This is a genomic window from Marixanthomonas sp. SCSIO 43207 (assembly GCF_019904255.1).
Classification (GTDB): domain Bacteria; phylum Bacteroidota; class Bacteroidia; order Flavobacteriales; family Flavobacteriaceae; genus Marixanthomonas.
The window spans coordinates 866,941-880,648 of sequence record NZ_CP063203.1 but is presented as its reverse complement, the minus strand read 5'-3'; the positions used below and the strand labels follow the sequence as shown (position 1 = coordinate 880,648).

The 13,708-nt window shown below is 33.4% G+C and carries 13 protein-coding genes; all 13 read left to right on the top strand.

Annotation, left to right across the window (positions count from 1 at the left end; all coding sequences use genetic code 11):
- The first annotated feature begins 14 nt into the window (after nucleotides 1-14).
- On the top strand, nucleotides 15-1,700 hold the full coding sequence (locus tag INR76_RS04005) for a hypothetical protein (RefSeq protein WP_223109372.1): 1,686 nt from the start codon (nucleotides 15-17) through the stop codon (nucleotides 1,698-1,700).
- 14 nt (nucleotides 1,701-1,714) lie between these two features.
- Nucleotides 1,715-2,731: a dTDP-glucose 4,6-dehydratase gene (gene rfbB, locus INR76_RS04000; RefSeq protein WP_223109371.1), complete on the top strand. Its 1,017-nt coding sequence runs from the start codon at nucleotides 1,715-1,717 to the stop codon at nucleotides 2,729-2,731.
- Nucleotides 2,728-3,579 (top strand): glucose-1-phosphate thymidylyltransferase RfbA, encoded by an 852-nt coding sequence (gene rfbA, locus INR76_RS03995; protein ID WP_223109370.1) that lies wholly within the window; start codon nucleotides 2,728-2,730, stop codon nucleotides 3,577-3,579. The genes rfbB and rfbA overlap by 4 nt, the downstream gene beginning before the upstream one ends.
- Before the next feature lie 12 nt (nucleotides 3,580-3,591).
- The gene (gene rfbC, locus INR76_RS03990) at nucleotides 3,592-4,137 is read left to right on the top strand and encodes a dTDP-4-dehydrorhamnose 3,5-epimerase (protein WP_223109369.1); all 546 of its coding nucleotides are present in this window, start codon (nucleotides 3,592-3,594) and stop codon (nucleotides 4,135-4,137) included.
- Between the two features lie 22 nt (nucleotides 4,138-4,159).
- On the top strand, nucleotides 4,160-5,023 hold the full coding sequence (gene rfbD, locus INR76_RS03985; protein ID WP_223109368.1) for a dTDP-4-dehydrorhamnose reductase: 864 nt from the start codon (nucleotides 4,160-4,162) through the stop codon (nucleotides 5,021-5,023).
- 12 nt (nucleotides 5,024-5,035) lie between these two features.
- The gene (locus tag INR76_RS03980) at nucleotides 5,036-6,016 is read left to right on the top strand and encodes a hypothetical protein (protein ID WP_223109367.1); all 981 of its coding nucleotides are present in this window, start codon (nucleotides 5,036-5,038) and stop codon (nucleotides 6,014-6,016) included.
- Nucleotides 6,017-6,080: 64 nt separating this feature from the next.
- The gene (locus tag INR76_RS03975; RefSeq protein ID WP_223109366.1) at nucleotides 6,081-7,385 is read left to right on the top strand and encodes an MATE family efflux transporter; all 1,305 of its coding nucleotides are present in this window, start codon (nucleotides 6,081-6,083) and stop codon (nucleotides 7,383-7,385) included.
- A complete protein-coding gene (locus INR76_RS03970) occupies nucleotides 7,385-8,299 on the top strand; it encodes a sulfotransferase (RefSeq protein WP_223109365.1) in 915 nt (304 codons plus the stop codon). The genes INR76_RS03975 and INR76_RS03970 overlap by 1 nt, the downstream gene beginning before the upstream one ends.
- A complete protein-coding gene (locus INR76_RS03965) occupies nucleotides 8,292-8,981 on the top strand; it encodes a sulfotransferase family protein (RefSeq protein WP_223109364.1) in 690 nt (229 codons plus the stop codon). Before INR76_RS03970 ends, INR76_RS03965 begins: the two co-directional genes overlap by 8 nt.
- Nucleotides 8,971-10,149, top strand: coding sequence for a glycosyltransferase family 4 protein (locus INR76_RS03960; protein WP_223109363.1), 1,179 nt, complete (start codon nucleotides 8,971-8,973; stop codon nucleotides 10,147-10,149). Before INR76_RS03965 ends, INR76_RS03960 begins: the two co-directional genes overlap by 11 nt.
- The gene (locus INR76_RS03955) at nucleotides 10,150-11,412 is read left to right on the top strand and encodes a hypothetical protein (protein ID WP_223109362.1); all 1,263 of its coding nucleotides are present in this window, start codon (nucleotides 10,150-10,152) and stop codon (nucleotides 11,410-11,412) included.
- Nucleotides 11,375-12,478: a DUF1972 domain-containing protein gene (locus INR76_RS03950; protein WP_223109361.1), complete on the top strand. Its 1,104-nt coding sequence runs from the start codon at nucleotides 11,375-11,377 to the stop codon at nucleotides 12,476-12,478. The genes INR76_RS03955 and INR76_RS03950 overlap by 38 nt, the downstream gene beginning before the upstream one ends.
- Complete coding sequence (locus INR76_RS03945) at nucleotides 12,462-13,682, top strand: O-antigen ligase family protein (RefSeq protein WP_223109360.1); 1,221 nt, start codon at nucleotides 12,462-12,464, stop codon at nucleotides 13,680-13,682. The genes INR76_RS03950 and INR76_RS03945 overlap by 17 nt, the downstream gene beginning before the upstream one ends.
- The last annotated feature ends 26 nt before the right edge of the window (nucleotides 13,683-13,708 follow it).

Below are 13,708 nucleotides of genomic sequence, written 5' to 3'. Positions count from 1 at the left end.
GTATATTTGCAGCAATGAAAAGCCTAAAACCACATAACCGAACACGTGCTCAAGAAAGTACAAGCGCTATTGAACGCTTGTATATTACTATGCGGCACCTTTTTAATCGTGGGTTTTATAAACCTATGGGTGTTTCTGGTGAAACCCTACGAGAATCCCTTTTAACTCTACGGCCAGAAATTTACGGTTCTATTTCAGAAGAAAAAGTAGAGCTACAAGGGTTATTATATGTTATTGATAGGCTACCTACAGGAATTGAAGAATGTAGGTTTATAAACCTTACAAGTGACGAAGGCTACAAAAACTCACATTTTAAGCCTATTATTCCACTTAAAAGACGCCGTAATTGTTACCGAATTGACGAAGAACAAATGAATATTGAGGTAACTCGCGGCCGATCTGAAATTTATGATGTGCTTACACACCTAACCTTTCTGTACATTGAATCTCATAAAATCATGAAACAAATCATGATTGATGAAAAGGGAAAAGTTATAAGAGATTGGAAAAAACTTGAATCTGCTATTGCCAAAAAGCAAGATTTAACAAAAGAAGAAAGAGAAATTGCCCTTACACACACAGCCAACTTTTTAGGAAGAACCTTTGAAGAGGTTAACGAAGTATACCCACAGTTTGCCAGTAAAGAAGACCCACATAGATTTTTAAATATTATCTATTACTTAGGAAAACTGGCTCTTGAAGAAGTTGTAAACAACAACAAACGTATAATAACGTTCAGTCCCGTACTTCGGGAGCGATTGGGGCATCACATACACGGTGAAAAATGGGCTTTAAAAATTAAGCAAACGCTAGAAGATAATAATTTACTAAAACGGCCCTTACACATAATTAGCGCCAATATGCATAGTGTGATGAACACACTTTTTGCAAAATCAGCTTTGGCAACCGAAGCAAAAAAGAAGCAACCTTTACAACTCTTTGAATCATTAAGTAACCCCGAAAACAGTAAGCTACGCGATAAAGTAAAGAAAACAGCCCTTAAAAATGGGATGTTTTTTATTGAAGACGAAAGCGGAGCCAATATTGATGTTCAGGTGTTTGACGTAGATAAGTTTCCAAATACAGTTTACAGCCCTTCAGAAAAGAAAGAAGTAAGCGATAAACCCGTACTAATTGTGATGGATTATGCCTTTGGAGAGCAAGCTTATGAAACCATGGACGAACTATTGAAACCCTATAAAGATGCAAATGAAAATTTGCACTTTTTAAATGTGGCTTCAGTTTCAATTATGGGAAAAGCGGGAATATTAGAAGGCGGAAAAGGTGATATAATGATACCTTCGGCACACGTCTTTGAAGGAACAGCAGATAATTATCCTTTCAAAAACGAATTAAGCATTTCAGATTTTAAAGAAGATAACGTTCAAGTTTGTACGGGTACTATGATAACTGTTTTAGGAACATCGTTACAAAACCGTGATGTACTAAGATTTTTTCACGAATCGACGTGGAATGTAATCGGACTTGAAATGGAAGGAGCGCATTATCATAAAGCAATACAAGCTGCAGCAAAAATAAGAGGCAGTATAAGTTCAAAAGTGCAAGTACGATATGCATATTATGCTTCAGATAATCCATTAGAAACAGGTAGCACCTTAGCATCGGGTGGATTGGGTACAAGTGGTGTAAAACCCACCTATGTAATCACCGAAAAAATGTTAAAACAGATATTAGATTAAACTAAAAAAATATTTTGAAAAACAACAAAGTCTTATTATCAGGGGGAGCAGGCTTCATAGGCTCAAACCATGTATCCTATTTGCTAGAAAATACCAATAGTGAAGTTTTGGTATTGGATAAACTTACCTACGCCGGAAATTTGGCAAATTTAGATGCAGTAAAAGACAATTCTCGATACACATTTGTTAAAGGAGATATTTGTGACGAATCTTTATTGAAACAACTTTTTGAAGAACATAAATTTGATCAAGTAATTCATTTTGCTGCCGAATCTCATGTTGATAATTCAATAACAGGACCGGCCGCATTTATCGAAACAAATATTGTTGGGACGTTTTTATTGCTTCAGCAAGCTTATAAAACCTGGATGAATGGCCCCGGAGAGCTAAAAGAAGAATTTAAAAATGCTAGATTTTTACACGTTTCAACAGATGAGGTTTACGGAACACTAGGAAAAACGGGCTTATTTAAAGAAACAACGCCGTATGCACCTAATAGTCCATATAGCGCTTCAAAAGCATCTTCAGACTTTATTGTGAGAAGCTATTTTCACACCTACAATATGCCGGTAGTGACAACCAATTGCTCAAACAATTATGGACCTAATCAGCATAAAGAAAAATTAATTCCAACAATCATTAGAAAAGCTATATCTGGAGAGCCAATTCCTATTTACGGTGATGGTAAAAATGTAAGAGACTGGTTATATGTAAAAGATCATTGTAGCGGTATTCAGTTAGCTTTAGAAAAAGGAACATTGGGTGAAACGTACAACATAGGAGGCAGAAACGAGCGTGAAAACCTGTACATTGCTCATACTATTTGTGATTTGCTAGATGAGTTAAAACCTCAAAAACAATCCTACAGAGAACAAATAAGTTTTGTCACAGACAGACCCGGTCACGATTTTAGATACGCCATAGATGCTTCCAAAATAGAAAATGAATTGGGTTGGAAAGCTGACGAAAACTTTGAAACCGGAATAAAAAAAACCATTGAATGGTACTTAAATAATACAGACAGATTATGAAAGGAATAATATTAGCAGGAGGTTCAGGAACCCGATTACACCCGCTCACATTAGCTGTAAGCAAGCAATTAATGCCGGTGTACGACAAACCTATGATATATTATCCACTGTCAACTTTGATGTATGCAGGAATTAATGATATCCTTATTATTTCTACACCACAAGATTTACCACTTTTTGAAAAGCTTTTGGGCGATGGAAAAAGATACGGTTGTAATTTTAGTTATGCAGTTCAAGAAGAACCAAATGGCTTAGCCGAAGCATTTATAATAGGAAAAGAGTTTATAGGAAATGACAAAGTAGCTCTCATTTTGGGTGATAATATATTCTATGGAACTGGTTTAAAAGAATTATTAAAATCAAATAATGACCCAGACGGCGGTATTATATATGCTTATCACGTCCACGATCCTGAACGGTATGGAGTAGTAGAGTTTGACGAGAATGGAAAAGCACTTTCTATTGAAGAAAAACCAAAAAAACCAAAATCAAACTATGCTGTTCCCGGTATCTATTTTTATGACAACTCAGTAGTTGAAATTGCTGAAAACATACAACCCAGTGAACGCGGCGAACTAGAAATTACCGACGTTAATAACGAATACCTTAAAAAAGGAAAATTGAGTGTGAGCATTCTAGACAAAGGCACCGCGTGGCTAGACACCGGTACATTTGCTTCACTTATGCAAGCAGCACAATTTGTAGAAGTTATTGAAGAGCGTCAAGGCTTAAAAATTGGAGCTATTGAAGAAGCAGCGTATGATATGGGATATATTGATAAAAAACAACTTAAAAAGTTGGTAAAACCATTATTAAAGAGCGGCTACGGAAAACACTTGATACAATAAGAAACTATAATTTTGGAAATACAACACACACATCTAGAAGGCTGTTTTATCTTAAAACCTAGCATCTTTAAAGATAACAGAGGTCTTTTTAGTGAAACGTACAATAAAAAAACTTTTACAAAAGTCACCGGCTTAGATATTGATTTTGTTCAAGACAATCAATCTTTTTCAAGTTATGGCGTTGTGAGAGGAATGCACTTTCAAACCGGACCTATGGCACAAGCAAAGCTAGTTCGAGCGGCAAGAGGCAAAGTACTTGATATTGTAGTTGACCTTCGCGAAGGTTCAAAAACTTTTGGGGAGCACGTTTCGGTGATACTTGATGATCAAAGTCAAAAACAACTTTTCGTTCCTAGAGGTTTTGCACACGGTTTTGTAACCTTATCAGAAAAATCAATCTTTGCGTATAAGTGTGATAATTATTATGATAAGGCTTCAGAAGGAGGAATTTTATACAATGACGCAACCTTAGCACTAGATTGGCATCTTCCTGAAGAAGATATTATTATTTCAGAAAAAGATAAAGAGCTTCCCACTTTTGCTGAAGTATTCAAATAAAAAATAAAACCCAATATCATTAATGAAGCAAGTACTGGTAACTGGAGCAAACGGACAATTAGGCAAGTGCATTAAAGATGCTTCAAATCATTATTCAAACATACAATTTACCTTTACCTCAAAGGAAGAACTAGATATTACAAATCTTCATAAAGTTACAGATTTCTTTAAGTTGAACACCTTTGATTATTGCATTAATGCAGCGGCTTACACCAATGTTGAAAAAGCAGAAAGTGAAGAAGAAACGGCTTTTTTGGTAAATGCAGAAGCGGTAAAAAACCTTGCTGAAACTTGTGCAGCTCATAAAACAACGTTACTTCACGTTTCAACAGATTATGTTTTTGATGGTACCAATACACAACCCTATCTTGAAACAGATAGCACCAACCCTATTAATGTTTACGGTGCTTCAAAACGCAAAGGAGAAGAAGCTGTTATAAATCATTGTGAACAGTATTTTATTGTAAGAACCTCGTGGTTATACTCACAATACGGTCATAATTTTTTCAATAGTATGATTAAATATGCAGAACAAGGCAAACCGCTCACCATTACCACAGAGCAAACCGGTACTCCTACCAATGCAAATGACCTGGCAGAAGCTCTTTTACAAATTATAGCTACAAAAGCAGATAAATACGGTGTGTATCATTTTAGCAATAGCGGAAAAGCAACGTGGTATGATTTTGCAAAAGAAATATTAGAAATCACCGGATTAATTAAAAAAACAAAACTTGCACAAACCGACTATTACCGTACATTTGCAAAGCGTCCGGCATACAGCGTTTTAAACACAAACAAGATAGAATCAGCTCTGTCTATAAAACCTGTAAATTGGAAAAACAGTCTTAAAACGGTACTATCAAAGAGAATTGCATTGCATTAAACCAATTATAAAATGGCACAGAAAAATAATCAAGAAGAAATAGATTTATTTTTAGTTATTGATAAACTAAAAGCCGGTTATCACAGTTTATTAGCGAGCTTTTATAAAGCTGTGCAATTTGTGTTAAAACATTGGATTGTTTTATTAGTACTTATTGTAGGAGGTTATTTTGCAGGATATTTTATTCAAAAAAATGCATTGCCAAATAGAGAAGCAAGGCTTATTGTACAAAATAATTTTAATAGTTCAAGTTATGTTTATGAAGCCGTAAAGCTTTTAAACGTAAAATACCAACAAGGTGATAAAACGTTTCTTAAAAAGCACGGGTTTAATACCGAAGAGACCGAAATTAACGAAATTACCATAGAGCCAATAATCAATATCATGGATCTACTGGAGATGCATGAAGCCAATGATAGAAACCTAGATTCATATATGGCTAATATTGAAGTTGATGAAGATTTATTGATTTCAGAAGCCTTTTATCCAGAGTATTCATACCACAGAATCATCGTTAAAACAAGTGGAAATAATACCGCTATTTTATCAAAAGTACTCGAGTATTTAAACAGCAATGAGTTATTAAACAAGATTAAAGTAGTCTCTGTTGAAGAAACTATGTTGCGAGTAGAGAGAAACAATAAAAGTATAGATAACATAGACGCAATTTTTGACGAATATGCAGGTAAAAATGCTACCGGAGCAAACCCTAGCCAAGTATTTGTAAAAACACAAGAAAACAACAACCTGCACCAGTTAATTGATAAAAAGCAAGAGCTTATTCAAGAAAACGAAGAGCTGAGAGAAGAATTATTAAAATATGACGATGTAGTATCGTTAATCAACCAACCAGAGTTGTACAGAACTTCAAGTACCTTAGACAATAAAAAGATTATTTTTCCAGTAGTATTAGTCTTTTTATACATTCTTTTCTTTGTCGTGAGAGGATTCTACTTAAAAGGAAAAAAATATTCTGAATCTAAAAACGCATAGACTGGTAAAAACCAAGTTTCTGCTTGCCGAAAATTGTTTAGTAAATAGTTAAAAATGGGACTTAGTGAAAGACCTCAACAGTATAAAAAGCTTTATAAGAAACCCGCTTGTTGATAAAAGCATCAAAGTTCTTTTTCTACGTATTGTTGGCGTATTACTGTTTTTTTCACTTACCTTATTTCTTACCAATAAATTTGACCCTACCATAGTAGGACAATATGACTTTAGTAGATCACTACTTATTTTTTTGGGCGGAATTGGCGTTTTTGGTATGCACCAATCAATCATTTATTACTCAGGATACTTAAAAGCCCACAAAGCACTACATTATTTAAAGCATATTTATAAAAGAATGGTGCTTATACTGTTAAGTATTTCGCTTGTTTTTTTTGTGTTGGCTTTACTTGTAAATAAAGAATTTATAAACTCAATTTTTGAAAAAGATGTTGCTGTATTAGTTTTTAAAACAGTATCGACACTTTTTTTATATGGCTTAACGCTTTTAAACATTGATGTTTTTAGAGCAATTGAAAAAACGTATATGTCTGAAGTTTACAGAAATGTAATGCGATATGCTCCTTTTTTCATTCTCATTTTAATTATTTTCTACACCGGAAACACACATTTATTAGTTGATGTCTTTTTACTCAATTTTCTGTTTCTCGCTATCGTTTCGACCATTTATTTAGGAGTTTATTTTTCTAAAATCACTAGTGACCCAAAGAGTTTTGATATAAGTTTCAAAAGCATTTTTAAACGATCTGGGCCTATGGCCATTAGCGCAATCACGTATTTATTAATGCAAAGCGTTGATGTTATATTGTTAAGTAAATTTAGCTCTTTTGAGATGGTGGCTTTTTATTCAGTAGCCATTAAGCTTACAACAATTATATCTTTAGTACTTGCATCAGTCAATACGGTTTATTCTCCTACCTTTTCAGAACTCTTTAATTCAAATAAACTAGAAAGCCTACGCGATACAATAAAACGGTCTACACGGCTTATTTTTGTGCTTACCTCTCCGGCTATTTTAATCGTATTTATTTTTGCAGATTTTATTTTGAATCTATTTGGACCCGATTATACAGTAGCTAAAAGCGCATTATATGTGTTGTTATTAGGGCAAGCAGTGAATGCTTTGTGCGGATCTGTAGGCGTTTATATGAATATGACTAATAAACAGAATGTGCTTCAAAAAATTTTATTGGTGGCTTTTGCGTTAAACGTTGCTTTAAACCTCCTATTAATTCCTGAATACGGAATATTAGGCGCTGCAATTGCGACAACCACAAGTACTGTTTTATGGAATATAGTTGCTGCAATCTATATTTATAGAAAAGATAAAGTAAAAACCTTTTTAACGTTATAATGAAAGAGGCAACGGTACATTTTTTTGTTATAGGAGCTGCAAGAGCAGGAACGACAACGTTGTACAGTTATTTGTCACAACATCCCGACATTTTTTTACCCAATGTAAAAGAATGTAATTACTTCTCCAGCGTTCAGTCGTTAGATAAAGAAGTGTATAAAGAACCTAAGTATGATAAAAAATATCATATGAAGATTATAGCATCTCAAAAGGTATACAATAACCTATTTTTACCGGCGAAAGCAACGCAATTAAAAGGAGATGTAAGCCCTTCTTATCTTTGGGATCGTGATACAGCAAAGCGAATTTTTGAACATAATAGCGAAGCCAAAATCATACTATCGCTTAGAAACCCTATTGACAGAGCATACAGCCATTATTTGATGCATTATAATACAGGGTATGAAACTGAAAAAACATTTGAAGAAGCATTAAATGCCCCTAAAAAACCAATTTGGGGAGGCGGTAATATGTATTTAGAAATGAGCAGTTATTTCAACCAAGTAAAACCCTATTTTGATTGCTTTCCTTCTGAAAATATAAAGGTTTTGATTTATGAAGATTGGACCAAAAATAAAGAAAAAGCGTTTCATGATATTTACTCGTTTTTAGGTATTCAATCATTTTCAAAGTACGCGGCAGATGAAGTTTACAATAAAACACAAGCGATAAAGAATAAAAAAGCATTGGACATTTTACGTCAAGAAAAAGTAAAACGCTCCATACAAAAATTGATTCCTGAAGCTTGGACCGAAAAAGTTAAACAGCAATTTTTTTACAAAGAAACAGAAAAAACAAGCCTTTCAGAAGAAACGATAACGAGGTTAAAACGCTATTTTAAGGATGATGTAAAAAAGACAGAAAACCTTATTCAACAACCCTTAACACAAAAATGGAATTTCAAAAATGATTAGCAAAAAGCATAACACTCTATTTGTTCACATTCCAAAAGTGGCGGGACAAAGTATAGAAACTGTCTTTTTGAGAGACCTAGGTCTTAATTGGCAAACTCGTGATGCATTGTTGCTTCGTAAAAAAGAAAAGCACGAGAAAGGTCCTTATCGTCTAGCCCATTTAAAAGCAAAAGACTATGTAGAGTTAGGATACATTGATGCCCAAACGTATAATACGTATTTTACCTTTTCATTTGTAAGAAACCCATATAACCGCACCATTTCACTATATAAATATTTGGGGTACTCAAGAATTATTTCGTTTTCAACATTTGTAAACCAAATATTACCACAAAAAATTCAAGACAACCACTTTTTCTTTTTACCTCAATATGATTATTTGTACAGTGATTCAAATGATTTACTGGTAGATTTTGTAGGCAAGCTAGAAACTATTGAAGAAGATTGTAAAGTTGTTTTTGATAAAGCAGGACTGCACAATGCAACCTTACCTCACGTAAATAAATCTGAAAAAGGATTAAAACGTGGAATTGCATTATTGCTAAAAAAACCCTCTCTACTCAAGCATTTAAAAGTTGAAAACCTTTTTAAGAGGCAACCTTTATCCTTAAGCGAGGAAGATAAAAAAAGCATTCAAAAATTGTACAGATTAGATTTTAAATACTTCAACTATGAAACGTAAAAAGAACATAGTTTTTGTAAGTATCTCATCAGATATGTATGGCTCTTCCAAAGTATTATTGTTTTTGGTAAGGCGATTAAAAGAAGAGTCTTCGGCATACAACCCTATAGTTTGCATGCCTTATGAAGAAGGTCCATTAAAAGAAATCTTACGAGCTGAAGGTATTGATATGATTGAAATGCCGGTTGTTAAACTCACACGATCCATGCTCAAATCTTTTGGTGTGTTTACGTTGGCCAAAGAATATTTTAAAGCTAAAAAAACCTTCAAAAAAGCAACAAAAAACCTTGATATTGCTTGTATACAATCCAATACCCTAGCAACAATGTTTGGAGGTATATATTGTTTCTTCAGAAAAAAGAAACACATTGTTCATGTTCATGAAATCATGGATAGACCAAAGGCAGCTCAGTTCTTTTTTAAAAATTACTTGCGTTTTTTTGCCAACCATATTGTTTATAATTCAGTAGCGACTCAAGAGTTTTATAACGGTATTTGCCCTTCGTTGCAAAAAAAGTCTGTTACTATTGTTAACGGTGTTGATAACACCACACCGCCTTTGTCTAAAGATGATAGAATCAATAAAAGAAAAGAGCTTTTTAATGCTTCAGAAGACGATTTGTTAATAGGATTGGTTGGTAGAATAAACAGATTAAAAGGGCATACATTATTGCTTAATTCATTTAAAAAATTGAGCAGCAGCTATCCCAAGGCAAAACTTTGTTTTATAGGTTCGCCGCCACCCAATCAAGAGTTTTTTCTTTCAAACTTAAAAGAGACTATTTCAGATCTGGATTTGACAGATAAAGTTGCTTTCTTAGACTTTCAAGAGACTATTTTTCCGGTGCTAGAATCGTTAGATATTGTAACCGTTCCTTCAACTGAACCTGAATCATTCGGACTCATTGTGGTTGAAGCGATGTTGGCAAAAAAGCTTGTTGTTGCTTCAAAAATTGGTGGTATTTCTACCATATTGGAAGATGAAAAAACAGGTTTGTTTTTTGAACCCAATAACGAAGAAGATTTTACAAAGGCATTAATAAAGGCGATGGAAAACCCTATATTGAAGCAAAAAATAGAAAATAACGCATATACAGCTGCAGTTGATCAATTTTCTATAACAACGATGTATACTAAATTTAAAAAATTTTACAGCCAAATACTATAAATGAAACAGTTGTTATACAAAATAGGGTTAGTATTATTAATTATTTCACTTGAATATGCAAGTGTTGAAATCTCATTTGTATGTTCGGCTTTTTTATTTATAGCATTTTTTAATGCAAAACTCTCAAGTAAAGCCCTTTTATTAGTTGCTTTTTTGGCTGTTTTGGTTCTTATAGGAAGTTTTAAAGTTTTTAATCCAGAAATGGATTATTATTATTTCATTAAAGACTTTATATATTTTACGAGGCCCATTTTAGTACTAAGCTGCACCTATTTTATCGTAAAAAAGCTGAAAAGTAAAACAGCCTTTTTCAGTACCCTCGTTTGGATGGGAGGCGCGTATGCCTTTATGCACTTAGCAACTATGGTTGTTTATGCCTCAAACTTTTCTACGAGTATCGAGCAAATAAGAGCAGCTTTTGGAAGGTACAATCACGTTGAAACTGTTGCATTGGCATTATTGATTTGTATAAAAGACCTACCTGTTAGAAAACGTAAAAACACACTTACTTTTATTGTTTTAACGAGCATTTTAAGCCTTTCCTTTTTACTTTATTTTTCAAGAACCATGTTGGTGGTTACATTTTTAATAATCCTTGCCTATTATGGTTATTTAAAGCTGAATAACAAAGGAGCTTTAGGGTTAGCCGCCGGACTGGTAATAGGATCGTTTTTCTTTGCTTTTTTAAGTGTCTACGAACCCGCACAAAAAGACGGCGGAATGATAGATTCATTTCTATACAAAATAAAAAACTCCTTTTCTGAAAGTTTTAATTTTGAAGATGTAAACGTTAATAAGCTAGACCGAAGAGAGTTGTGGAAACACTGGAGAGGATATGAAGCCAGTGTAGTGTTTGATGAAAATAACGAAGACAAAGCTTGGGTATTTGGTCAAGGGTTTGGTTCTACCATAGATATTGGCTTTGAAGCAAAACTTAATAATGAATATACACAGTACCTTTCACTTACTCATAATGGGTTTGCCTATGTGTATTTTAAAACCGGTATTTTAGGAAGTATCATCTATATAATGTTGATTCTATATTTGTATTCCTTTTATTATGTAAAAAACCGTACATTTTTACAAAAATCATATAATAATCTTATAGTTGGTTGCAGTTTTTATATTATTGTAACCAGTTTTACCGTTACAGGCCTCTTTAAGCCGTATGATATGGCTATTATGCTCGTTGGCGGTATTTTTGCATTAAAACAACTTGAATACTTTGAAGATAGGGATACTAGGAACACGGGGAATACCTAATTACCACGGAGGTTTTGAACAATTTGCTGAATTTTTTTCAGTGTATTTACAAAAAAAAGGACATCAAACATATGTGTATTGTTCTAATAATCATCCCTACCAAAAAAACACCTATGAAGGAGTTACTTTAATTCATTGTAAAGACCCGGAAGACAAAATAGGAACTCCGGGCCAGTTTATCTATGATTACAATTGTATTAAAGATGCTAGAAAGCGTGATTTTGACATCTTGCTTCAGTTAGGGTATACTAGTAATTCTATTTGGTATAAGTTGTTACCCAAAAAGCCAATTATTATAACCAATATGGACGGCCTTGAGTGGAAACGCTCAAAATATAACAAGCCGGTAAGAAAGTTTTTAAAATACGCAGAGTCATTGGCTGTAAAAAGCAGTGATTTTTTAATTTCAGATTCAATAGGTATTCAAAATTATTTGAAAGAAACCTATTCAGTAGATTCAAAATACATTCCCTACGGCGCTTTTGTTTTTTCAAACCCCGAAGAAGAAATTATAAACCAATATGGTGTTAAACCGTATTCTTATAATATGCTTATTGCTCGTATGGAGCCAGAAAACAGCATTGAAGTAATTTTAGACGGCGTGGCGCAATCAAATTTAGAGATGCCTTTTTTAGTGGTTGGAAAGAACGACACAAACTCATTTGGTACCTACCTTACCAATAAGTATAAAGACCAATCAAACATCAAGTTTTTAGGAGGTATTTATAATCAAAATCACCTTGACAATCTGCGCTACTATTCAAATCTATATTTTCATGGTCATACCGTGGGAGGCACCAATCCTTCTTTGCTGGAAGCTATGGCATCAAATGCTTTGATTGTGGCTCATAAAAATGAATTTAATGCTACCATATTAGGCAAAGACGCATTTTATTTTTCTACAAGTGAAGAAATAGCAAAATTACTTTCTGAAATAGACACCAAACAGAATTGGGAAACGTATTTAAAAAATAATACATCAAAAATAGAAACCACGTATTCTTGGGAAATAATAAATACTTCCTATCTAGAATACATGAAAGAGACCTATGCCCAAAACAGCTAATATAGTAACTTCTCAAAAAACGTTTGTTTTTCTTATATGTAGCTTATTACTTGCTATACCTTTACAATATGGATATAGCACTGGGATTCTTATAGCATTAGTTGCAGTTTCACTTGTTTCTTTAAAATACCATAAGCCGCAATGGAACTCTGCTTATTTAATTCCTTTTGGGTTATATGGGTTGATGGTTCTTTCATTAGCATGGAGCATTAATATAGATGAATCTATTAGAGGGCTAGAAAGACAATTAGGTTTAATTGTTATTCCGCTTGCGTTTATATGTATGCCTTCTATCACTCAAAATTCGAAAAAAGCAATATTTTACTATTTCTCACTGGGAATGGCAGCCTATGCCTTGTTTTTTATGGTAGTTGCGGCTGTCAATTTTGTTGAAACCAATGATAGTAGCGTCTTTTTTTACCATGCCTTGGTATCAATATTAGACTTAAATGCTATTTACGTTTCGGTATTATGTTCGTTGTGTATTATTTTCTTGCTTTTTAAAGTTAAAAAAACACTGCTTTCGGTATTAGCACTACTTATACTTTCGGTTTTTCTGTTTTTGTTAGCTTCAAAAACGGTGGTAGTAGCAACTTTTCTGGTGTCGGTTTTTGGATTATTTAAAACGTTTAACAGAAAGACCGTCACAGGTTCTGTACTGGTTTTAATTGTAGTACTAATAGCGCTTGTTTTATTTCCTAATCCTGTAAAAAAAAGGTTTACTAGAGAGATAAAAGCGTCAAACATTGAGGAAGTTTTTTCTAAAGAAAAATTCAACAAAGTTTATGACTGGACTGGCACAACAATACGGTTGTTTCAAGGACGTATTTTTTATGAAATGTTGGACAGAGACGATGCTTTTTTAGCAGGATATGGCATTAACACGTCTCAAAGTAAGATAATTGAAAAACAAAAAGAATATAATCTTTGGCAAGGTTATTACACTTACAATTTTCACAATCAATACCTCCAAGCCTTTGCCGAACTAGGTGTTTTTGGGTTGTTATTTGTTGGTTTATTATTAATTGTTCTCTTTAAGCAATACCTTTCAAATAATGATATATTCTTTATAGCACTTTTTTTTATTATGTTAGCTGTTTTCATAACCGAATCATACTTGTGGAGACAAAGAGGTTTGTATCACTTCATACTTTTATATTGCTTGTTATTTAAAACGGAGGAGGAAAAATCATTTATAAATTAATCGTGTAGAAGCGTAATTAAATAAGT